Below are 21,508 nucleotides of genomic sequence, written 5' to 3'. Positions count from 1 at the left end.
GCAAATTTAACCTTGAAAGGTAAACAGACCCAAATCGCAACAAGGAGAACATGATGACAATTAAAAAAACGGCAAGCTCAAATTGGTCTGGCGATATTAAAAGTGGTAAAGGCACTATATCAACTCAAAGTGGTGCTCTCGATAACCAGCCGTATGGGTTTAATACTCGCTTTGAAGATAAGCCCGGCTCTAACCCGGAGGAGCTAGTTGGTGCAGCCCACAGTGCTTGCTTTAGCATGGCGTTATCGCTAGCGTTAGGAGATGCGGGTTTTACTGCTGACGATATAAGCACCAAAGCGACAGTAAGCTTAGATGAAGTAGACGATGGCTTTGCGGTGAGTGAAATCGAATTGGTAGTTAATGCAAAAATTACTGATATTTCCAATGAGCAATTTCAAGCCCTGTGTGAAGACACCAAAAAAGGCTGCCCCATTTCAAAATTACTCAATACCAGCATAAAGCTAACGGCAACACTTAACTAATTTTGTAAACCAGTTATACTTTTGCGTAGCAGTAAGATTATGTTTTAGCATAACCTTACTGCTAATTTTTCATGAATTAAATAAAAACTTTATTATGAGTTATATTAATGTTTACTAATATAATTATGTAAAATCTCAATACTTTGTTAGGATTATAAGAAACTTAACCACCTTTAGGTGTGGGTTAAATACAAAGGTGGATGCATGAACGAAAAATCACAAAGTTGCGAAAAAGTATCTTGTAGCAACTGCGCTGATTCTAGCGAACTAGATTTTGACTTTACTATGGCATTTCAGCCTATTGTAAATTGTCAGAGCAACACTACTTATGGCTATGAAGCATTGGTTCGTGGTTTAAACAACGAGTCGGCTTTCTCTATTATTTCCCAAGTAAACGACGACAACCGCTATACCTTTGACCAACTATGTAGAATTAAAGCCATTGCACTTGCCTCTAAGCTAGGCATAAACACCATGCTAAGCATTAACTTTTTACCCAACGCTATTTATAAGCCTGAGCGCTGTATTCGTACAACCCTAGAAGCGGCTAAAAAGTACAACTTCCCTACAACTAACATTATGTTTGAATTTACTGAAGTTGAAAAAATAGAAGACAGCAGCCATGTTGAGCGGGTTGTAAGCTACTACCAAGAATTAGGCTTTAAAACAGCCACAGATGACTTTGGCTCAGGCTATTCTGGATTAAACTTACTAGCTGACTTTCAAACAGATATTATTAAACTCGATATGGCACTTATACGCGATATCGATAAAGACACAAAACGCCAAACTATTGTGCGTAACTGCTTAAATATGTTCAAAGAGCTAAACGTAATGGCACTGGCTGAGGGCATTGAAACAGTTGAAGAATATCACTGGCTAAAAAGTGTCGGCATTGAATTAATGCAAGGCTACTTGTTTGCCAAACCAGGCTTTGAGTGTTTACCTGACGTTAATTTTCAATAACATTTAGTTGTTATAAAAAAACCGCCATCAAGGCGGTTTTTTAGTTTTTGCTATGCAATAACCCTAATTACATATTACCCAGCTCTATCATCATTGCGGTGTACATACGTAAATTAAGTGCTAGTTGCTCAAGAGTAATAAATTCATGCTCTGAGTGACCGGTGTAGCGTTTACCCGGCATTGATGGGCCAAACGATACGGCATTATCAAATAATTTAGCGTTAGTACCACCTCCAATAGAGACAAAATCTGCGCCTTGATCACCAGTAAAATGTTTAAAAATATCAAGTAACTTTTGTGCATGAGGTGCGTCATCAAGCAGCATAGGTGTGCCAATGGTAGTTTTAACATTGGCTAATGTTACTCTATTATCAGCTTGCCATTGGGTAAGCGCACTATTAATTTGCTGCTCTAGTAAGTCAGCCTCTTTACCCATAGGACGACGAGCATTAACCGCTAACGTTAGGTTATTACCGTCTCGTTCAATAACTGTGGGCGCTACCGTCATTGGCCCCATAAAGTCATGCTTATACGCAATATCACCAAATTGTTTGCCGTAAATATCTAGGCCAATTAGCTGATTTACAAATTTAATGAGCTGACCGTCGCTGTTGTTTTCAATCTCAACAGCTTTAAATAGTTCAGCCAAATAAGCAATGGCGTTAACACCTGACTCTGGCTCAGATGAGTGAGCCGACATGCCTTTAACACTAATTAAGGTCCCATCTATTTGATCATCAAAGGTAAACTCTACTCTCTTAAGTGCCTTAGCTGTTTGTTTTATTTGAGCTACTAATTCAGTACTCGCATTATGCAAAGTTAAGCTGGCATCTTCAGGGATTTGGCTAGCAAAGGCACCACCCTTTACATTGCTTACATACACATCGGTTTGTGGTGATGTTGCATCAAATGTTGGCGCAATTAAGCTCCAGCCTTTTTCAGCAACCACCACGGGATATGAGGCGTCAATTGTGACTGCATACTTTGGTTGCTCATAGGTTTTCATAAATTCGGTTAAAGGCCCCCAATCAGATTCCTCGGCCAAATAAACCATCAGCTCAATGCGGTTATCAAGGGTTATGCCTTTATCTTTTATGGCTTTCATCGCATATAAAGCGGTAGCTATAGCGCCTTTATCGTCTTCGGTACCTCGGCCAACTAATTTACCCGGCTCTGAGGTATCAATAATAAATGGGCTTTGTTTCCATTTACTGGCGTTTGCTGGTTGTACATCGCCGTGAGTCACTATGGTTACTTTTTCTTTTTGCTCACCCATGCCTATGAGTACGGTATAGCCTAAATCTTGGTAGTCAAAGCCCAGTTCAGCGGCTTTCATTTTTAATAATGCTTTAAAGCCTATAAAGTCGGGGTTTTGTGGTGCGCTGATCTCACTTTTATTAACCGTAGGAAACGATACTAAATTAGTAAGCGTATGCACCTGTGCATTTTGATAGTTATTAACTGCGTAATCGGCCACGCTTTCACTGTGTTTATTTAATTTTGCATGAGCGCTAAATGCACATAAGGCAATACTTGCTAAAGCGAGCTTGTTCAAAACAGATTCCATTTAATTAACAACAAAGAGCTCTAATTATAACCTCCTTGTAAAGTAACAAACAGCGCTTTGCGGCAGACCCACAAGCAAAGCTTATAATTTGTCTAACAGCTTTGAACAAGATGCCTGTATAATGCGCAGCTCAAAATTACGAGGTGAATCATGAATCGCAGAAAAAAGATCATTACAAAATTTAATAACAAAGATAAGCGTGCTAATGCCAAGCTACATAAAAGCAACAAACCGGCTTATGTTTCAAAAGCAGAGCGCGCAAAGCTTGCTGAGCAAGATGCCGAACAAGCAATTGAGCACGAGGCTAACGAGATAGTGCAAACAAGCGTTTAATCGTTATTGCGATAAGGTGAGAGGCTTAAATTGAGTGTTAAAAAGCTTAAAGTGAGCCAAATAACGAACCGCCACATAGCAAACTACCCCACTTGCCACAATCAGTTCAAACGTTGCTAAATACTGTATTTGCTTAACAAACTGCAAATCAATTCCCACTGTATGCATCCATGCGGCGAGTTTAAATAACGCGGTAGCACCAATAACCATAGGGAAAGTAAAGGCAGCGTAACCTGGGCAAAATGGACGGCGCAGTAATTTAAAAAATGCGACGTAAATTATAAAGGTCATCAGTACCGCAATTCCAAATAACAAGCCAATAATAACCGGTGACGGCTCGCTGATAACTGTAAAGTAACCAGCTAACGATAAACTTGCTGGCGCCGCTAAAATAGCCAATGTAGGTTGTGCAGCATCAGGAATGTGCGCAGCAAAAATGATCCGGTAAATCATCATAGGCAACATAACTGCATACATCAACATCCCAAAATAAAGCGCCCCTTGTGCTAAAAATAGCAGAGCCGGATTCCCTGAAAACGCGACATCGGCAACAATGATCCCAACCGGCGGTACAAACCAGCTTGGCACCATATGCTCAATTTTAAATTCAATCACGCGATGAGCAATAAAGCTTATTAAAAACACCAAATGCAATAAAAATGCACCAACCCAAAGCACATCTCCCGCAAGGGAGTAAAACTGCCCTAAAGAATTAGACACCACTAAAGTAGCCATAGCAAAAGTAGGCACCACACTTCCCACAACCGGATGGGCTAAATCGGCTTTAAGCAGCTGAGGATGTAATAAAAACTTAAGTGTTAACAATAGCAATAATACGCTCGCAATAGCGGCACCGGTATATTGTGCTACGCCATTTAGGTTAGCCATACTCTCCCAAGCCCAACCTAGGCTGGCAATACCTAATGCCAAACCGCCCATTGGTGTTGGTGCACCAGATACTTTTGTTTTTATATGTTTAAACATCTCTATTCCACCCTGTGGTTGTAACTTACAGAGAAGTTTACGCTTGCATTTTGTTAAGTTAAATCTAATTATATAGAACACACGTTCAGGCAAACTAAACATAGCATAATGAATATTTCACTTAAGCAACTTAAAGTATTTGTCGGCATAACCCAGCACAGCACCCTTACAGCAGCGTCTGAATCATTGTTTCTATCTAAAGCGGCGGTGAGTATGGCGCTTAGCGAACTTGAAAAGCAGTTAGGCCATCCATTATTTGATCGTGTAAATAATCGGTTATTATTAAATCAAGAAGGGCAAAAACTACTGCCCCTTGCTGATGAACTATTAAATCGGGCAAACACTATCGACACCTTGTTTTTAGACAACGCCCCTGCCAGCGGAACTTTAAAAATTGGTGCCAGCGACACGATTGGTAATCATGTATTACCTGCTTTACTAAGCAAATTTAGAGCACAGCGACAGCATTATTCACAACAAATACTGATTTCCAATTCGACGCTTATTTGTCAAAAACTTATAGATTACGAGCTCGATATAGCACTTATTGAGGGCCAAGCCCATCAAAGCGATTTAGTCTCTAATGTGTTTAGCCATGACGCCATGTGTATTATTGCCCCAATAAACCACCCATTGGCTGCAAAAAAGCAACTTAGCTTTAACGACTTTAATCGTAGCCAATGGGTATTAAGAGAACCTGGTTCAGGCTCGCGTTCCTTCTTTTTACATAGCCTTGCGCCACAAATTAAAAATTGGACGCAAAGCGTAGAGCTCAATACCACAGAAGCGCTTATAAACTGTGTAGCAAATGGCTTAGGGTTAGGATGTTTATCATCACTTGCTGCGCAATATGCCCTAAAAGATGGCCGTGTTACACAGCTTAATTTAAACCACCCCATGCAAAGGCAGTTTTGGTTAGTAATGCATAAAGACAAGTACAAAAACCCGCTGTTAAAGCAGTTTATAGAATTTTGTCACAAGCAAACTTAAAAATTAATAGCAATAAACCGTCAGACCCGATTAACCTAAAATCGAATCTGACGGCTGGTACTAACTTACTCTCTCATCTTAAAACGCGTAACTCATGGCTAAATTTATAGAGCGCCCCTGCCCTGCTAATTGATTAAAGCCCTGAGACATATCTTGTTTAAACTCAGCAATACTTACGCCACCTAATGGTAATTGATAATACTCATCAAGCAGATTGGTAATATCAACACTCACGGTAAGTGCATCCCAACTTGCTTTTGAGCTTAAATTAAGTAAATGATACTGCTCAGTTTGGTTTTCTAGGCGGTTGCTATCTACGCGAGTTTTACTATCGACCCACTGCCACGTGAGTGCGTTTTCAAAGCGGCCAACTTGCTGGTTAATGGCAAATTGGGTTTGCAGCGGCTTAATTTGATAAAGCGGCTGATTAGTATCATCGCGCTTACCACGGGTGTTGCTAATATTCGCTTTTAATGACCAGTTACCATACTGCTTAGACTCGTGCAGTGCTAAAACCGCATCTAGCTTTACGCCATAAAGCCTGGCATCTATGTTATTAAACATAAGTACATTACGGGTATTGGCAGCAAGCGCTGTGCGGTTAAAGCTTCTTACTATGTTGGCATCAATATAGTCATTCACGTCGCTCACCCACGCATTAGCACTTATACGCCAGCTGTCGTCTTTTGCCATGCGGGTGTACGTGCTGCTAAGCGTGTGTGCGGTTTCTGGTTTAAGGTTTATATTACCAATATAGCCGTTGCCATCGCCGTACCATCCAATCATAGTGGTGGCCATATTACCTACGCCCCAGCTGTAGCGTTCGTATAAATTAGGCGCACGATTTTTACGGGCTAAGCCAATTTGTAGTTCGTCGTTATTACTTAGTTGATAATTAATCAGCACGTTTACATCAACTAAATTATCTGTTTGTTTTTTGTTTTGGTTATTAAACTTTTTAGCCGCCATTGCATCACTTGGCATCGCCATGGCCATCGCATTCATTGCAGCCATGCCTGCATTATATGCTTGTACATCATCAGTGTTGGTCATTACATTTTCAAATCGAATGCCTGCATTTAACCACCAGCGAGTACTTAGTTGGCTTTCATATTCTCCAAGCACTGCAATACGCTGACGTCGGCCATTATTAATATTTTTATAGTCATTTGGTCCCATCATCATTGAGCCCTCAACTGCAGGCCACCAGTCATCTAATTTCATGTGGTGATACTCTTGCGCGAGTAGTAACTGGCTGTTGTTATCAAGCGCTAGTCGCCATTTTAACTGGGTGCTTATATCCTCAGCATCAGTTTTCATGGGCATTTTTCCGGTTTTTTCTGCGCTAAAAAACCCCATTTCATGCTTTACGTTATGCCAATTTAACTGCGCTTCAAGCTCACTGTTTGTAAAAGCACGTTGATACTGAGCAACAGCGCCATAGCTGGTGTTATCTGTCATATCCATATATTGATTAGCAAAGCCTTGATAGGGTATTTTTTGATGGCTTAGCTTAACCACTAATTGTTGCTTATCATCGCGCATGGCAGCACTTAAACTATGGTTTTGCGCGCGGTATAGGGTATCGAGCACTAAATCGCCGTTACCATCTTCATAGCTGTTAGCATCGCTAAACGCACCTTGATAATTAAAACTGAGTACATCGCTGGCAATGCGCATACCTGCGCCGACCTTTTTGGCGTTATCAAGGGTGTTGTACTGGGCTGACACATAACCTGAATGCCATGCAAGTTCGCTGTTTTCACTGTACTGAGGTGAAACAGAATTAACAGCAATCACACCTGCAATATTATCGCCTCCCGCGCTTACTGGAGAAACACCTGCAACCACTTTGTAGCTACTAATTTGATTAGCTGAAATATAAGACAGTGGCGGGTTCATTTGGTTAGCACAGGCGGCGGTGATTTGCGCCCCATCAACCAGTACCGCCACTCTATCGCCCATTAAACCATTTAAAACAGGTAAATTGGCCATGCCACCAGCAGCAGAAAAGTCCACTCCTAAATCGGTTAATAGCGATTCAGATGAGCCTAATGATAGGTGTTTATTTTGTGCTTGGCCGTGCACTTCAATCACTTCAATTGAGGTGTCATCTGCAAAAGCAACTGGCGATAATACGCTACTTATAACAAGCGCTAAAGGGGATAATAAATAAGAGGTTAAAGAATTTTTTTTATCAGTCATTATTGATTTACCACAAAATTTTTGTGGGTAAATTATACGTGCTGTAGCAATCTAAAAAGCGCGACATATTGTCGCACTTTGTTAATTTTTAACCCTGTTCGTCGTCAAAAATATCTTCTATTTTTAACTCAAACAACCTTGCTGCTTTAAAGGCCAGTGGCAAGCTGGGATCAAACTTACCTTTTTCAATCGCATTAATGGTTTGGCGAGAAACATCAAGCAGTTCGGCCAACCTTGCTTGGGTATAGTTATGCTCGGCTCTTAATACTTTTAATCGGTTTTTCATTCATCACCTGCACAATAGTGTTTGTTAAGTACATACACGCTAATTAAATACACTGCCCCCATTAAAAACATTAAATCGGGTATCTGTGCTTTAAAATCAATTAAGCCACTCAATTGCAAATTAGTGTACGCAAGCCCACCTACCAATATTGCACCTAGGGTAAACCCCATGGCACTGAGATGTATTTTTTGCATCAGCTCATCCATCCCCTGTAAGTAACGCTTGTTAGCCAAAATCATTACAATGCCGGCATTACATTTACAACTATAAAAAAGCCGCTAATTATCTCGGCGCGATCCCAAATTAATGTCGGGCCAAAGCTACATAACGCTAAGGTGAGTAACCAAATCAAGGTACATTTAACCAAGTAGCTAGTATTTTTAATTTGGCGTTGTTTTAAATTTAATTCTGTTTTCATTGCTTTAATCCCGTTTCAAAAGTAATGTTTACTTTACAAATATCATTCATACCATACAAAAAGTCAAGTTAGCATTACATTTAAATCTAATATATCTTGTTTTTAATGAGCGAGTGGCTTGCAAAGCTATATAAACCAGCCTTTCGTTTGCTTAAGTTAAATTTTATTCATCTTAAACTATGGTTTAGACCATGACGGGAGGAGGCTTTTAATTTAAAATGCCAGCCTCTTTATTCCTCATTCCCATATTCAATTTTAAATAAACGTGTGTGTTGTATTTTTTAAACGTACAGGCGTTTTGTTTGTTATTAAATTTTATTCAATACCTTCAAGGATTTTACATGGCCGTTGATACTACATCGCCGTCGAGTCAGCCCAATAGAGCCGCTATTTTAGTTGTACTTGCGCTAGGCACCTTTATTTTGGGTTTATCTGAATTTTCTATGATGCCTATGTTGCCATTAATTAGTGAAGCATTTGGTAGTACCCCATCACAAAGTGGTTATGCCATTAGTGCTTATGCTCTTGGAGTGGTTGTTGGCGCGCCTATTTTAATGTTGGCAACAGCAAACATGCGTAAACAAAAAGCGCTGTTACTATTTTTAAGTTTAATGTGTATTGCTAATAGCTTAAGCGCCTTAGCTAGCTCATTAGAGCAACTTGTGCTGTTTCGGTTTTTAAGTGGTTTACCCCATGGCGCATATTTTGGAGCAGCCTTGTTATTGGCCTCAGATATAGCGCCTGCTGGAAAGCGTGCTAGCTTTATGTCAAAAGTATTTATGGGGCTGACAGTCGCAACCATTGTAGGTGTACCCGTAGTAACGCTCGTTGGGCAAAATTTGAGTTGGCGTTATTGTTTAGCCGGGGCAGGTGTACTGGCGTTTATTGCCTTTATTTTTGTTTATTACGTGGTACCCGATGTTAAAAATACTCAAAAATCTAATTTACTAAACGAGTTAGGGGTATTAAAAAATAAACTGGTTTGGTCTATTTTGGGTATTGTTATTATTGGTTTTGGTGGCGTATTTTGTATTTATACCTACGTGGCCGACACTATTTTAGATGTAACCCAATCACCCGCCTATACTATTTCAATTGCGATGGTGATGTTTGGTATTGGCTCCACACTCGGTAATTACATTCTAGGAAAGGCAGCCGATAAATCGGCAATTAAAACCACGGGACTAACCCTTGCCTCAACTATTATTTTTGCATTTGCGTATGTAAGTGCCAGCTATAATATTTACTTACTTTATCTGGTGATCTTTTTTATTGGCTGTAGCTTAGGGCTTTCTACTTTAGTGCAAGCATTGTTAATGGATGTATCGCCCAATGGCCATGCCATGATTGGTGCTCTCGTACAATGTGCTTTTAATATTGCTAATGCAATTGGCCCATGGGTAGGCGGCATTGCTATCGCACAAGGGGCACAACCAAGTCAAACCGGGTATGTTGCAGGAGCATTATTTTTAGGCGGGTTATTTATGTGGTGGCTTAGCTTTATACAAATAAACAATAAAAGCGCAAAACAAACGGCTGCAGCGTATTAAGTATAAAAAGAGCCGCGTATAGCGGCTCTTGTTATACTCATTATTTTAATTAATTACACGTCAATCGACGCCATATCAATAACAAAACGGTAGCGCACATCTGAGCGTTCCATGCGCTCATAAGCGGTGTTAATTTCGTCTATATTGATCATTTCACACTCAGGTAATACATTGTGCTCACCACAAAAATCGAGCATTTGCTGTGTTTCTGCAATGCCACCAATTAAGGATCCTGCCACTCGACGACGACCCATTAACAATGGCACTGTGTTTAGCTCATCAACAGGGCCTACTTGGCCAACAATCACTAACGTGCCATCAATATCAAGTAGCGGTGTATACAGTGATAGGTCGTGCTTTACCGGTATAGTATCAATGATCACATCAAACGCTGATTGTGCATTTTTCATTTCATCATCGTTGTTCGATACTAAATAGTGCTGTGCACCTAGCTCAATAGCATCTTCTTTTTTAGATTCAGTGCGGCCAATAACCGTAACCGTTGCCCCCATTGCCACAGCATTTTTAACCGCCATATGGCCAAGCCCTCCAAGGCCGACAACTGCAACACGGCTGCCTTTTTTAACACCCCATTTATGCAGCGGTGAGTAAGTAGTAATGCCAGCACACAATAAAGGCGCAACGCGAGATAGCTCTAAATTTTTAGGTACTGAAAGCACAAATTCTTCACGCACCACTACATGCTTAGAATAGCCACCTTGAGTCATTTCACCATTTATTCTGTCTTTGCCACTGTAAGTGCCAACCATGCCTTCACGACAAAATTGCTCTTCGTGATTATGGCATTGGTCGCAGCTTTGACACGAGTCAACCATACAGCCTACAGCAACGGTATCGCCTTGCTGATATTTGGTAACATCGCTACCAACCGAAATTACTTTACCTACAATTTCGTGCCCAGGTACTAATGGGTAGTTACTGCCACCCCAATCGTTTCGCACTGCGTGTAAGTCTGAATGGCACACACCACAATATAAAATTTCTATTGCTACATCGTTATTTCGTAAATCGCGGCGCTCAAAAGAAAACTCTGTAAGCTCAGAACCTTGGCTTTTTGCTGCATATCCGACTGTTTTCATAATAACTCCATAGTTTATTAAAATTTATAACTCACACAGTATGCATTATCAGCTCTGAACATGAACTGACGTAGCAACTGCAAAAAACCCAGCATAATGCTGGGCTATTTTTATCAATTACTGCACCACAACGGCATTTAACTCGTCAATCAACGTTTTAATACGCTGGGCATTTTTGCCTAAATCGCTTTTACCAATGCGAGATTTACTGCGTATGTCTACCACACGCTTACTGCCTTTATCGTTAATACGAACCACAACATCGTCTTTAAAGCCAAACCAGGTCGTGGTGTCTGTTGCTTCAACAATGCCATTATTAACATCACTATTAACCAGTTCCCAGCCTAAGTTTTCCATGGCTTTAGTTGTGGCTGCCACTAACTCTAGTTGCGTTTGGTTGTACTCGAGCGGTTTTAGCTCTGGGTATGCTTTTCGTTGTTGCGCTGCAGTTTCTTCTCCCGCGTATGCTACAGGATTAGGTGCATCAGCACGCAAAGGCACAACCGCAACAAACTCAGGAGGGTTAATTAAATCGGTAGAAATATCATGAATTGGCGGAACACTTTTTGCTGTATTCATCATGTTAAGCGGCATTGCAATAGCAACTGCTGCAAAAATAACAGTGATCACTGCACTGGCTAAGCTCACTGTTTTACGCATAAATAGCACTTGAACTAATAATAAGGCTAATGCTGCCCCACCAACATAAACACCTAATCTAAAACCGGCAAAAGCAGTGCCTAGTTCAACGATATTAAATTTATAAAGGGGTCCCGGTAGTACCACCATTAAAAAAGCGATAAGCCCAACTAAGCTCACTAAATATTTCATTGCCTACTCCGTTATTGTTATATGGTTATTGTTTTTTAAACAGCTTTATACTGTTAACACTCCAATTTAGATTACTATGACTGATAAGTATCTATAAAGTCATAATTTATTACCCTTTTAAAGTAGATAACTTGACTCCTTGGTAAAAATCAACAAACTACGGGGGTAAAATTATCAGGGTATTATTTATGAAAACAGAGATTAGTTACCGATTTGAGTCATCACAAGTGGCCAACCGCTTTTTACACGAATTAAAAGATTGGCCAGTCAATGACGTAAAAACACGTCTTTTTAATGGCGGCGACAGCGTTAAAGTAAGCTACGAATATGATGAAAGCGGATTTGATTATACCGTTGCCGAACTTGATGATTTAGCCGAGCAACACGGCGGACAAGAAGTGTCGAGTTAAGATACTAATACCTAAGCTGAATAGCCACAACACACTTTATAGCCATGCCTATATTGTAAACTTTAAGCTTACAAAGTTATGTAGTAATAGGTATTACACAACGTATTAAAGACCCCTTACCCACTTCACTTTCAACCTCTATAGTGCCATTGTGCTCTTTAAGTACATTGTAAACTATAGCCATTCCCATACCTGTGCCTTGGCCTACGGGTTTAGTGGTAAAGAAAGGGTCGAACATTTGTTTAAGTGTATCAGCATCCATCCCACAGCCGTTATCTGCCACTTCTATGTAAATATTGCCTTTATTGGCAAACAGCTTAATAGTTATTTTTCCTTGCTGTTCGTGCAAGTCATCACAAGCGTGTTTCGCATTAATTAATAAGTTTACAAAGACTTGTTTCATCGATGATATATTACACTGTGTTAGGGGTAACTTTTCAATGTGTAACTCTATAGCACACGTTCCCAGCTGGTTTTCGAGTAACTTTAGCGTGCCATTTAATGATTCTGTAATATCAGCCATTGTTGTTACGTTGTCTTTTAGGCTCGCAAAGTCGACAAGATTACTAACAATATGAGCGATACGCTCTAATCCCTCTTGGGTATCATCAACTAAGTCATCAATATCATCCACAATAAAGCTTAAATCGTTCTCTCGGTTGAGCTGAACTAAAATAGACTCTAACTGCGTTACTGAAATCGATTTATCTACAAATTGTTGAGCCGCCGTCATTAACGAAACCAACACGGGCTTTATAAATTTTATACTTGCTACATTACTGGTTATGTAAGCAAGCGGGTTATTTATTTCGTGGGCCATACCAGCAGAAAGTGTGCCTAACGTGGCCATTTTCTCACTTTGCATTAAGGTTATTTGTTGGTTTTTGACCGTTTCAAGCTTTTCTTCCAGCTCTTGATTAGCAATAAACAACGCCCGTGTTTTGTCTTCTAGTAGGGTTTCTAATTGATCTCTAGCTGATTTTTCGCGCAGATACGCTTTTTTATAATTGTAGTCGTCTTCAGCCATGGGGAGTCTCATATTTTATTTCAATTAAACACGAATCAAACCCATCATGCATGCACTGGGCATGATTAAGTTTAGCATCAACCCCATAATGAGCCGCAGCACCAAAAATAAGCCCTTCGGCGCACATACAAAGCTGTCGCTTAGAGTTGTAACGCATTAAAATAAACCCGTCTTCAATAATTTGGGCGTCAATTTCAGGTAAATTAGGCTCATGATAAAGCTTAGCTACTTCAACATGAATTACTTTATCAATACTAATAATGAGATCAGCAAAACTATTAAAGCTGTCTACTATAGCTGGGTGACGTGCCTTTAAGTGAGAAAATAAATACTCTCCAAAGGCCTTTAATACCTCTGGCATAGACATAGAAAGTGCAGTTGCTACATCTTGTGCCAAACCAACTATTTCCTCATCTGGATAACTTTCTGCAGAAATATAAACACGACCTTCAGGTGCATTTTTTTCAAGTAAGTCGTCCCATACAGCCATGCCACATTTTTCAATAACCAGTGCCTCAAGCCCTCTAAAGATAACGCCTTTCATGCATGTTCCCTCTATTATCACTTTTAGATTGTTAGCTGTGTCTTCAATTAGTTACAAACGCTCGCTACCTTACGGCTCATATGTACACTAGCGTAGTAAGTCTTACTCTGTAAAATGTCAGCATTAAAATAATAGTAGTTTAGTCGCTTGTAAAACGCCCAAAAAAGTTCGTTATTTGCATGGTCAACGTTTAACACTAAGTAAAGTTAAGAAAGTGTGATCACATTCTGCTTTTTACTCTATTAGTGGCAACGCTATTGGCTGGATCGTCTGGCCAAAAATGTTTGGGGTAGCGCCCTTTCATCTCTTTTTGTACCTCGCGGTAACTACTATTCCAAAAATGTGCTAAGTCTTGAGTTAACTGTAGTGAACGCTTGCCTGGAGATAACAACTCCATTAGCAGTGTTAATTTACCGTTAGCTAACATAGGCGTGCTGGTTAAACCATATACTTCTTGCATGCGCACACTAAGCTTGGCAGGTCCATCAAGTTGGTATTCAATTTTTATGTTAGAGCCACTTGGTACTGTTAGCCGCAGTGGGAGTAAAGATTTTAGCTCGCTTTGCTGTTGCCAATTAAAACTGTTTTGTAGTGCCTCAAAATAATTAAACTTTTTAAGTTGCTCAAGGGTTTTAATATCTTCAAGGTATACCCCTAACCAATCACCTGCTGTTTCAATGAGCTGCTGCTGACTAATAATAGGAAACTGTTCTGGTATCAATTTGCTGGCTAGGCACATTCTAATAAGTAGTTGCTCACTTTCTTTTTGCTCGTTAAACAGTGAAAAGCCCTGTTTGGCAAACAAACTAAGCCATGCCTTGGCCCGCTCTGTTTTATCAAGCTTATGTTTACTTGGTTGGCTACTAAGGGTAATTTCCCCAAGTTTTACTTCATCTTGATGAATAAACCGAGCGGCTTTTTCATCAAACTCGCAGCGAGTCAACTCAGTGAATAAATGCGGTAAATACTCTTTAAGTGCTAATGGATTTAGCGCCGTGGCCGCAAAAATACGCCCGCCTTTATGTCCGCCCATACTGGCAATAGCTATATATTCGTCATTATGCCAATAATCAGGGTTTAGTTCAGCCCCTGCACCATTTGCTAATAAGTAGCCATTACCACGTTTTTTAGCAATCCGATCTGGATAGGCAAGCGACACTAATAAGCTTAAATGTTCAGTGTTTAAATCTGTACGACTGTCGGTAAATTTTAAGCGTTTTAACCAATAATTTAATTGCTGCTTAAACACCGGATGTGGTCGTTGTTGTTGACTATGCAATGCTAGGTTGAGCTCATTGGCAGTGCTAACTCGGCTTTCTAGTAAGGCCACTAAATAAATAGCTAAGCGATAAATCCCACTTAACTGTGGTTCTAACATTTGCGCTTTTAATAAAATATGCGCTAGGCGAATATCGGCACCAAAGCCCAACATTTTACTACCCAGCGTGGTGAGCTTACCGTTACTATCTATGGCTTCAAGCATAGATAATAAATTAGTAGCTTGGCTGCATTGTTGTTCACTCGGCGGGTCAAGTAAGGTGAGTTCACTAATGCTTGCGCCCCACTGCTTTGCCTCAAGCATCAGTTGGCTAATATCTGAGGTAAGAATATCAGGGTTATCGTGGCTGTTTCGCCTCTCAAAAGTTTGTTTTGAACCTAATCGATACACAACCCCTGGCTCTATTCTTCCTGCACGCCCTGCGCGTTGTACTGCCGATGAACGCGATATACTTTGCGTAGTGAGCTCAGTGACACCGGTTTTTAAATTAAAGCTGGCTGCACGGCGCTTGCCGCTATCAACAACAATTCTAATACCTTCAATGGTTAAACTTGTTTCGGCAACATTGGTCGTTAATACTACTTTTCGCATCCCTTGAGGCGCAGGTGAAATTGCAGCTTGTTGATTAGCTTTATCTTGTTCGCCAAATAATGTGGCAACAATACAATTACTGGGCAAGTCGATCAACGCTTGCTGCACTCGCAGTATTTCACGCTGGCCGGGTAAAAATACCAGCGCACTGCCTGTTTGCTCATTGAGTGCTTGTTTTATTATTGGTGGAATAGCATCAAGCCAGCGGCTTTCATCTTTTATTGGGCAATATATTTCGTCAATGGGGTAACTTCGCCCGTTTGATTGAATTACTGGGCAATTAAAAAACCCAGTGTAGCGTTCGCTATCAAGGGTGGCCGACATCAGCATAATGGTTAAATCTTCACGCAGTGCCGCTTGCGATTCTAAAGCAAAAGCCAGTGCGGTATCTGCTGCGATGGAACGCTCATGAAACTCATCAAAAATAAGTAAATCAACATCACTAAGCTCAGGATCATTTTGTAACATGCGCGTAAGCATGCCTTCGGTAACTATTTCAAGGCGAGTTTGTGTGCTGACTTTACTTTCACCTCGCACCCGTAAACCGACACTTTGCCCTAGCGTTTCGTTTTGGCAGTGCGCTAAATAGTTAGCAATATTTCTTGCTGCTAAGCGCCGCGGCTCTAACATGACGATGTGCTTATAATGCCCATCGCGCATAAGCTGTAATGGCAACCATGTTGATTTACCAGCACCAGGCGGCGCTTGCAGTAAGGTGATTGGGTTGGCTTTTAAAGCATCAATGAGTGAAGTATATATTTCTTGAACCGGCAGCACGCTATTTACCCTAAATTACTTTGCCGCTATTGTAGCAAAAATTAGTAGTTATTTATGCAGAGTACGACTATGTGCTTGGCTGATCATTTCATCTAACGTTTTAGCCTCTTGCTGCTGCGCTTTATTTTGATCAGCACGATGCCTATTACTCACTATTCCTTCTATGCCTTTGGTGAAGCTCATTTGCTTAAAACAAGCTTGCTGCTGACGTAATTCATCTTGCTGTGAATCATCAATACGCGCTTGTTGCTGCGTCGATAAGCCAGACAAAATACGCTTCATCCCTGATAAATTTTGTAAGCTTAGCGCCGAGCTCATTTGCTGGTTTTTATCCATACTGTTTATGTGCTGCTGAAGCTGCGATAAACGTTGCTGCTCTAGATTACTTCTTTGTTGTAACTGAGTTTGCTCGGCCAGCATTTTATCTAATTTTTGTTGTTGTAATCCTAAAAATTTATTAAGCATTCAGTTTACTCATCACTGCATTTAATTGAGTTATTGACTGTGAAAAATCCACTTGTTCGTTCAACCCTTGGCATAGAAATGATTCGATTTGTGGATACAAATTTACCGCACTGTCGAGTTCCGGATCTTTGCCTGCCTGATACGCCCCTAAAGGAATAAGCTCATGCACTTGCATGTAACGGCTATAAAGCTTTTTCAATTTATAACAAAAACTTAGCTGCTCATCACTTACTATATTAGGCATTACTCGGCTAATCGATGAACCAATATTAATGGCCGGATAGTGGCCCTTTTCTGCTAAGGTGCGATCCAATACTATATGGCCATCAAGAATTGCTCGGGCGTTATCGGCTATTGGATCTTGTTGATCGTCGCCTTCAGCTAATACTGTATAAATGGCGGTCATGCTGCCTTTGCTTTTTTCACTATTACCGGAACTCTCAACCAGCTGGGTTAATTTACTAAATACCGATGGCGGGTATCCTTTGGATGCAGGCAGCTCACCTACCGATAAGCCAATTTCTCGCTGTGCTTGCGCATAGCGGGTTAATGAGTCCATCAACAGCAATACATTTGAATTTTTATCTCTAAAATAAGCCGCCAATTTATGGCTAAGCTCGGCCGCTTTAATACGCAATAAGGGGGAATCGTCTGCTGGGGATGCTATTACAATGGCCTTTTTTAAGCCTTCTTTACCTAGGCTTTGCTCAATAAAATCTTTTACTTCCCAACCACGCTCACCTACAAGGCTTACAATAACCACATCGGCAGAGGTAAAGCGGGTCATCATGCCAAGCAATTTACTTTTACCCACCCCCGAACCTGCAAATAACCCTAAACGCTGGCCTTTACCTACACTAAATAAGCTATTAATAGCGCGAATACCTACATCTAGCGGCTCGATAACGCCTTTGCGCTCCAGCGGCGTTAAAGAATAATCGTTACCCAATTTACTGGCGTTTTTTGTGCTGTCTTGTTCAAGTGGACCTAAGTTATCAATCGGCTGCATTTGCGCATCGAGCACACGCCCTAATAACTTTTCTGAAATAGCCACATGGTTGTTTTTTATAACTGGCCTAACGCGTCCACCTGAATATAAGTTTTGTATTTTTTTCAGGGGCATTAAATAGGCTTCATCTTGATTAAAACCTACTACTTCAGCGTCATACCAGTGGCCATCAACACTTTCTACTTGGTATTTTTCACCCATAGCAAATTGCCCACCGGTAGCGGTAAGCGTTAAACCATTAACTCGTGTTAAACGGCCATAGCTTTTAACTAATTCAGGCGAGGTTAGCGCTTTCAGCGCAGACTTTAAGCTGGTATGAAGTGGGTTAGTCATGCGGTTGCGCTTTTAAAATTTCAGGTATCACTTCATCCAAAAGGCTTTGTAATCGCTCTGAAAAAGAAAATCGATGTGTTTGTTGCTCTGCCACCAGTTCAACGTCTCCACTGATCAGAGCCTCATCAAAGTAAGTCGGCACCGAAAACTCAGCTAAACGTGCATCATTAAAGCAGTGACGATCAGAGCCTGAGAACATAACTTTTGTTACTACATCGCGATTGCTAAGCAAGGTAATGGCTTTTTCAATAAGCTGCGCGCGTATTTCGGGGCGTACTTTTAGCTCGCAGTCAATAACGTGCTCAGCCAAGGTACTTATCATTAAGGCAAGGTCTTGTTTAAACTCATCATTAAAGTTAAGTAGCTCATTATTAGCTTTATCAAATAAAGTGTTAAAACGTTCAATAAGCTGTGTTTTTTGCGCTTCAAGACGCTCAGAAACACGCAACTCTATTTGTTGCTCCATTTGTTGCTCTAATTCGCTTTGCTTATTGGCAGCCCCTTGCGCGAGCCCTTCTTCATAGCCCTGCTGTAAACCAACACGCTGAGCAGCATCTAAACGTTCTTGCAGCGTTTGATGTTGCTCATTTTTATTTAAAGTGGGAAACCTAAATGCTTGACTCATAGTTAGCCTGCAGTCTCTTCTTCAAATAAGCGATATTCAATATCACCTTGTTTGCTCATGTCTCTAACTATCGACATAATTTCTTTTCTGGCGGCAATCACTTTGCTCAGTGGTTGCGCGCTTAAACCATCAATTTGCTGCTGGTACACTTGCGCTAAACGTTTAGGCAGTGCACCTAAAACACGCGCTAAAAACTCGCTGTTTACACCCTTTAACGACATAGTCCATAACTCATCAGGAATGTCATTAAGCAACAAGGTTAGTGTCTCGTCTGTTTGCTTGATTAAGCCATCAAAGTCGTACATTTTCTCTTGTATTTCATCAGCTACGTTAGTGTTATGTTTTTTCATTAGTTCGATAATTTGGCTCTTATTACCGTTGTAACGATTCATAATTTCTACCGCTTTATCGACACCATTCACTTGTGCGCCTACTTGGCGGCCAACAAACTCAATACACGACTCAAGCGTTAAGCGCACATCATCAATAACGTGTTCGCTCACTTCACGAAGACTGGCAATTCGATACAGTAAATCATCATGCTTCGATTCTGGAAACAGTACAATAATGGCTGAGGCTTGCTCTGGGGGTAAAAAGGCCAAAAACAGCGCTTGCATTTGCACATGTTCCTGATCTAAAAAACGTACTATAAGCTCTGGCGGGATCCACTCTAAACGACGTAAATCGTCATTCATTGCACCACCATAAATATCATCAAGCATAGTTTTGGCAAGCTTACGGCCGACGGCTTTATCAAGTGCTCGCTCTAAATACACACGCGACGCGCCATTGACACCACTTTCATTGCGGTAGCAATCAAAAAATTCACTCAAGGTGCCTGCAACATCCTGTTGAGTAACGTTTGAAATTTTAGCCATACGCTCAGAAATAGCCTGCACTTCACGGCGGCCTAATTTACGAATGACACTGGCGGCATTTTCCTCGCCCATACTTAGCAATAAAATAGCGGCGCGATCTAGCGCCGGTAATTGTGAGCCTTTATCAAGCTTTTCTTGATTCAATTTCAACTCCTTGTTCTACCCAATATTTTATTACCGACGTAACACGCTCGGTTTCTTTGTTAGCAAGTAACTGCATGTGCGCTATTTGTTCTTCAAAGTCATTGCCTATTTGTGGTAATGACATAGTTTGATGTTCGCTTGCGCCCTCTTTGGCGGTTAAGTTTTCTATTTGCGATTTAGCATTAATGGCGTCATCAAGCGGACTGCTTTGTCTTTCTGTTGTAGAGGCTGATTTAACCTCATTATCAGCGGTTGCCATGGCGTTGTTTGCTTCGTTACTTTTACCTTTTATTAAGTGATTAACTAAAGGGCGCACACCAAATAAAATCAGCAATAAACTAATTAAAGTACCCACAATATAACGGGCATACTCTTTAAGCTCGGGCATTTGCCACCATTCAAGACCTTCACCTGGGGCTAGTATTTTTTGTTCTACAAAGGCAAAGCTAGTGATGTTGAATTGATCGCCGCGTGCGTCGTTAAACCCCGTAGCCTTTTTTACCATTTCACCTAATGAAGCGAGCTTTTCTTCGCTCCAGCCATCAGCTGTTCCAGCTACTTGCTCATTAATAAGTACCGATAAGCTCATGTTTTTAATGCGGCCTACTTCAAATTGGGTATGAGTTACCGAGCGACCATTTTCAAACTGTCGTTTACTCTCATTTCGTTGTGAAGTTCGCTCGTTGTTTTCATCTTCAGCTTGTTCGTTAGGCACAGGTGGCTCATTAGCTAAAGAGCCCGGAATACCAGCCGCCAGCTGATCTAGGGTGCTATCAGATTTAATAAACTCTTGTGTTAATACATTTTGTGGGTCAACCATTTCACGTGTTTCTTCAACCACACTAAAATCAACATCACTAGAAACCTGAATTCTAAAATTACCTTCACCCAAAATTGGCAACAACATAATAGAGGCGCGTTGCTCTATGTTGCGCTCAACTTTTTCAATAAAGGCGAGCTTTTTATCGGTTTCTTTGCCTACTGGAGTGGTATCAAATAAGTCGCCGCTGAGTAATTTACCACGCTGATCCACCACCGACACAGAACGAGAATCAAGCCCAGGCACACTGCCAATAATCAGTGCAATAATGGCTTCCACTTGCTCTGGTTTAAGTTCGTGTCCTGGCGCTAAATCAACCATCACAGACGCTGCGGTTTTTTGCTCAGTACGCCCTACAAATAAGCTGCGCTTAGGGACTGCCAAGTGCACGCGCGCATTGCGTATGCCTTGCATGTTAATAATGGTGCGTGCCAACTCACCTTCTAAGGCATGCTGGTATTGCATAGATTCGATAAATTGACTGGTGCCCATAGACACTTTGTCGCTAATATTCTCAATACCCTCAGGCATAGAGGCTTTTATTCCTCTCGCCGCCAGCGTGATTCGCGCATCAGCCAATTTTTCTTGCGGCACTAAAATATTACCGCTATCGGTATCGATGCGGAACGTGATTTGTTCTTTATCTAAAATTTCTAAAATATTGGCTTTATCGTAGCTTTCTTGATTACCGTAAAGCGGTACGTAGTTTTTAGCCGAGGTCCATAAAATAAGGACTATAGTAGCCGCTACTAATGTCGCTAGTAGAGCAATGGTCGCGACACTTCTGTCACCTGAGTTGCCGAAGTTTAATTTGTTGGAGAGATTAACCACTCTTTCTTTTAGGTTGCTCTCATTTTGCTCAGGTACTTTTGCTAATTCTCCTTTCATATCAGC

At 40.9% G+C, this 21,508-nt stretch carries 22 protein-coding genes; 6 read left to right on the top strand and 16 right to left on the bottom strand.

The features are described 5' to 3' along the window. Nucleotides 1–53: 53 nt before the first annotated feature. Nucleotides 54–482, top strand: coding sequence for an OsmC family protein (locus CWB76_RS11160; protein WP_138607614.1), 429 nt, complete (start codon nt 54–56; stop codon nt 480–482). A 204-nt stretch (nt 483–686) separates the two neighbouring features. Continuing rightward, nucleotides 687–1,448: an EAL domain-containing protein gene (locus CWB76_RS11155; protein WP_138607612.1), complete on the top strand. Its 762-nt coding sequence runs from the start codon at nt 687–689 to the stop codon at nt 1,446–1,448. Between the two features lie 67 nt (nt 1,449–1,515). Here the strand turns inward: CWB76_RS11155 and CWB76_RS11150 are convergent, their stop codons facing one another. Beyond that, on the bottom strand, nt 1,516–3,003 hold the full coding sequence (locus tag CWB76_RS11150) for a dipeptidase (RefSeq protein WP_138607610.1): 1,488 nt from the start codon (nt 3,001–3,003) through the stop codon (nt 1,516–1,518). Between the two features lie 162 nt (nt 3,004–3,165). Between CWB76_RS11150 and CWB76_RS11145 the strand changes: the two genes are divergently transcribed. Beyond that, nucleotides 3,166–3,348, top strand: coding sequence for a DUF2986 domain-containing protein (locus CWB76_RS11145; RefSeq protein ID WP_138594228.1), 183 nt, complete (start codon nt 3,166–3,168; stop codon nt 3,346–3,348). Nucleotides 3,349–3,351: 3 nt separating this feature from the next. Here CWB76_RS11145 and CWB76_RS11140 read toward each other — a convergent pair whose 3' ends face one another. Further along, complete coding sequence (locus CWB76_RS11140; RefSeq protein WP_138607608.1) at nt 3,352–4,332, bottom strand: TDT family transporter; 981 nt, start codon at nt 4,330–4,332, stop codon at nt 3,352–3,354. Nucleotides 4,333–4,440: 108 nt separating this feature from the next. On the opposite strand from CWB76_RS11140, the gene CWB76_RS11135 reads away from it, so the two are divergent. Further along, nucleotides 4,441–5,322 carry a LysR family transcriptional regulator gene (locus CWB76_RS11135; protein WP_138607606.1) on the top strand — a complete coding sequence of 294 codons (882 nt, stop codon included), beginning with the start codon at nt 4,441–4,443 and terminating at the stop codon, nt 5,320–5,322. Nucleotides 5,323–5,400: 78 nt separating this feature from the next. On the opposite strand, the gene CWB76_RS11130 is transcribed toward CWB76_RS11135, so the two are convergent. The 4 genes from CWB76_RS11130 to CWB76_RS20285 form a co-directional block, all read right to left on the bottom strand. Continuing rightward, nucleotides 5,401–7,527, bottom strand: a complete 2,127-nt coding sequence (locus tag CWB76_RS11130; RefSeq protein ID WP_138607604.1) for a TonB-dependent receptor plug domain-containing protein — start codon at nt 7,525–7,527, stop codon at nt 5,401–5,403. Nucleotides 7,528–7,615: 88 nt separating this feature from the next. Further along, nucleotides 7,616–7,813 carry a helix-turn-helix transcriptional regulator gene (locus CWB76_RS11125; protein ID WP_008108814.1) on the bottom strand — a complete coding sequence of 66 codons (198 nt, stop codon included), beginning with the start codon at nt 7,811–7,813 and terminating at the stop codon, nt 7,616–7,618. Further along, on the bottom strand, nt 7,810–8,007 hold the full coding sequence (locus CWB76_RS20290) for a hypothetical protein (RefSeq protein WP_249363172.1): 198 nt from the start codon (nt 8,005–8,007) through the stop codon (nt 7,810–7,812). The genes CWB76_RS11125 and CWB76_RS20290 overlap by 4 nt, the downstream gene beginning before the upstream one ends. A gap of 44 nt (nt 8,008–8,051) precedes the next feature. After that, nucleotides 8,052–8,231, bottom strand: coding sequence for a hypothetical protein (locus CWB76_RS20285; RefSeq protein WP_249363171.1), 180 nt, complete (start codon nt 8,229–8,231; stop codon nt 8,052–8,054). Nucleotides 8,232–8,572: 341 nt separating this feature from the next. On the opposite strand from CWB76_RS20285, the gene CWB76_RS11115 reads away from it, so the two are divergent. Next, entirely contained in the window at nt 8,573–9,781 is a 1,209-nt protein-coding gene (locus CWB76_RS11115; protein ID WP_138607602.1) for an MFS transporter, read from the top strand. 53 nt (nt 9,782–9,834) lie between these two features. Here the strand turns inward: CWB76_RS11115 and CWB76_RS11110 are convergent, their stop codons facing one another. Together CWB76_RS11110 and CWB76_RS11105 are read right to left on the bottom strand one after the other, a co-directional pair. Then, a complete protein-coding gene (locus CWB76_RS11110) occupies nt 9,835–10,881 on the bottom strand; it encodes an NAD(P)-dependent alcohol dehydrogenase (protein WP_054202080.1) in 1,047 nt (348 codons plus the stop codon). Between the two features lie 117 nt (nt 10,882–10,998). Further along, the gene (locus CWB76_RS11105) at nt 10,999–11,712 is read right to left on the bottom strand and encodes a DUF1499 domain-containing protein (RefSeq protein ID WP_138607600.1); all 714 of its coding nucleotides are present in this window, start codon (nt 11,710–11,712) and stop codon (nt 10,999–11,001) included. A 188-nt stretch (nt 11,713–11,900) separates the two neighbouring features. Here CWB76_RS11105 and CWB76_RS11100 point away from each other — a divergent pair, with 188 nt between their 5' ends. Further along, the gene (locus tag CWB76_RS11100) at nt 11,901–12,122 is read left to right on the top strand and encodes a hypothetical protein (RefSeq protein ID WP_008108632.1); all 222 of its coding nucleotides are present in this window, start codon (nt 11,901–11,903) and stop codon (nt 12,120–12,122) included. A gap of 76 nt (nt 12,123–12,198) precedes the next feature. Here CWB76_RS11100 and CWB76_RS11095 read toward each other — a convergent pair whose 3' ends face one another. From CWB76_RS11095 to fliF, 8 genes are all read right to left on the bottom strand, one after another. Next, nucleotides 12,199–13,149, bottom strand: a complete 951-nt coding sequence (locus tag CWB76_RS11095) for a sensor histidine kinase (RefSeq protein ID WP_138594212.1) — start codon at nt 13,147–13,149, stop codon at nt 12,199–12,201. Continuing rightward, nucleotides 13,142–13,693, bottom strand: coding sequence for a heme NO-binding domain-containing protein (locus CWB76_RS11090; RefSeq protein WP_138607598.1), 552 nt, complete (start codon nt 13,691–13,693; stop codon nt 13,142–13,144). Before CWB76_RS11090 ends, CWB76_RS11095 begins: the two co-directional genes overlap by 8 nt. A 220-nt stretch (nt 13,694–13,913) precedes the next feature. Then, a complete protein-coding gene (gene hrpB, locus CWB76_RS11085) occupies nt 13,914–16,340 on the bottom strand; it encodes an ATP-dependent helicase HrpB (RefSeq protein WP_138607596.1) in 2,427 nt (808 codons plus the stop codon). Between the two features lie 48 nt (nt 16,341–16,388). After that, nucleotides 16,389–16,805 carry a flagellar FliJ family protein gene (locus CWB76_RS11080; protein ID WP_010391201.1) on the bottom strand — a complete coding sequence of 139 codons (417 nt, stop codon included), beginning with the start codon at nt 16,803–16,805 and terminating at the stop codon, nt 16,389–16,391. After that, the gene (locus CWB76_RS11075; protein WP_138607594.1) at nt 16,798–18,147 is read right to left on the bottom strand and encodes a FliI/YscN family ATPase; all 1,350 of its coding nucleotides are present in this window, start codon (nt 18,145–18,147) and stop codon (nt 16,798–16,800) included. The genes CWB76_RS11080 and CWB76_RS11075 overlap by 8 nt, the downstream gene beginning before the upstream one ends. Then, nucleotides 18,140–18,772 carry a FliH/SctL family protein gene (locus CWB76_RS11070; RefSeq protein ID WP_138569982.1) on the bottom strand — a complete coding sequence of 211 codons (633 nt, stop codon included), beginning with the start codon at nt 18,770–18,772 and terminating at the stop codon, nt 18,140–18,142. Before CWB76_RS11070 ends, CWB76_RS11075 begins: the two co-directional genes overlap by 8 nt. 2 nt (nt 18,773–18,774) lie before the next feature. Next, nucleotides 18,775–19,794 (bottom strand): FliG C-terminal domain-containing protein, encoded by a 1,020-nt coding sequence (locus CWB76_RS11065; RefSeq protein ID WP_010391197.1) that lies wholly within the window; start codon nt 19,792–19,794, stop codon nt 18,775–18,777. Continuing rightward, nucleotides 19,775–21,502, bottom strand: coding sequence for a flagellar basal-body MS-ring/collar protein FliF (gene fliF / locus CWB76_RS11060; RefSeq protein WP_138607592.1), 1,728 nt, complete (start codon nt 21,500–21,502; stop codon nt 19,775–19,777). Before fliF ends, CWB76_RS11065 begins: the two co-directional genes overlap by 20 nt. Nucleotides 21,503–21,508: the final 6 nt, after the last annotated feature.

Source organism: Pseudoalteromonas sp. S1609 (assembly GCF_005887255.1).
Taxonomy (GTDB): Bacteria; Pseudomonadota; Gammaproteobacteria; order Enterobacterales; family Alteromonadaceae; genus Pseudoalteromonas.
Note: the sequence above shows the minus strand (reverse complement) of the source record. Positions and strands in the feature narration are given on the sequence as shown.

What these genes read in the sequence shown, in the direction of transcription:
- CWB76_RS11160 (WP_138607614.1), top strand. Translation starts at nt 54, where the DNA reads ATGACAATTAAAAAAACGGCAAGCTCAAATTGGTCTGGCGATATTAAA.
- CWB76_RS11155 (WP_138607612.1), top strand. Translation starts at nt 687, where the DNA reads ATGAACGAAAAATCACAAAGTTGCGAAAAAGTATCTTGTAGCAACTGC.
- CWB76_RS11145 (WP_138594228.1), top strand. Translation starts at nt 3,166, where the DNA reads ATGAATCGCAGAAAAAAGATCATTACAAAATTTAATAACAAAGATAAG.
- CWB76_RS11140 (WP_138607608.1), bottom strand. Translation starts at nt 4,332, where the DNA reads ATGTTTAAACATATAAAAACAAAAGTATCTGGTGCACCAACACCAATG.
- CWB76_RS11135 (WP_138607606.1), top strand. Translation starts at nt 4,441, where the DNA reads ATGAATATTTCACTTAAGCAACTTAAAGTATTTGTCGGCATAACCCAG.
- CWB76_RS11130 (WP_138607604.1), bottom strand. Translation starts at nt 7,527, where the DNA reads ATGACTGATAAAAAAAATTCTTTAACCTCTTATTTATTATCCCCTTTA.
- CWB76_RS11125 (WP_008108814.1), bottom strand. Translation starts at nt 7,813, where the DNA reads ATGAAAAACCGATTAAAAGTATTAAGAGCCGAGCATAACTATACCCAA.
- CWB76_RS20290 (WP_249363172.1), bottom strand. Translation starts at nt 8,007, where the DNA reads ATGCAAAAAATACATCTCAGTGCCATGGGGTTTACCCTAGGTGCAATA.
- CWB76_RS20285 (WP_249363171.1), bottom strand. Translation starts at nt 8,231, where the DNA reads ATGAAAACAGAATTAAATTTAAAACAACGCCAAATTAAAAATACTAGC.
- CWB76_RS11115 (WP_138607602.1), top strand. Translation starts at nt 8,573, where the DNA reads ATGGCCGTTGATACTACATCGCCGTCGAGTCAGCCCAATAGAGCCGCT.
- CWB76_RS11110 (WP_054202080.1), bottom strand. Translation starts at nt 10,881, where the DNA reads ATGAAAACAGTCGGATATGCAGCAAAAAGCCAAGGTTCTGAGCTTACA.
- CWB76_RS11105 (WP_138607600.1), bottom strand. Translation starts at nt 11,712, where the DNA reads ATGAAATATTTAGTGAGCTTAGTTGGGCTTATCGCTTTTTTAATGGTG.
- CWB76_RS11100 (WP_008108632.1), top strand. Translation starts at nt 11,901, where the DNA reads ATGAAAACAGAGATTAGTTACCGATTTGAGTCATCACAAGTGGCCAAC.
- CWB76_RS11095 (WP_138594212.1), bottom strand. Translation starts at nt 13,149, where the DNA reads ATGGCTGAAGACGACTACAATTATAAAAAAGCGTATCTGCGCGAAAAA.
- CWB76_RS11090 (WP_138607598.1), bottom strand. Translation starts at nt 13,693, where the DNA reads ATGAAAGGCGTTATCTTTAGAGGGCTTGAGGCACTGGTTATTGAAAAA.
- CWB76_RS11080 (WP_010391201.1), bottom strand. Translation starts at nt 16,805, where the DNA reads ATGCTTAATAAATTTTTAGGATTACAACAACAAAAATTAGATAAAATG.
- CWB76_RS11075 (WP_138607594.1), bottom strand. Translation starts at nt 18,147, where the DNA reads ATGACTAACCCACTTCATACCAGCTTAAAGTCTGCGCTGAAAGCGCTA.
- CWB76_RS11070 (WP_138569982.1), bottom strand. Translation starts at nt 18,772, where the DNA reads ATGAGTCAAGCATTTAGGTTTCCCACTTTAAATAAAAATGAGCAACAT.
- fliF (WP_138607592.1), bottom strand. Translation starts at nt 21,502, where the DNA reads ATGAAAGGAGAATTAGCAAAAGTACCTGAGCAAAATGAGAGCAACCTA.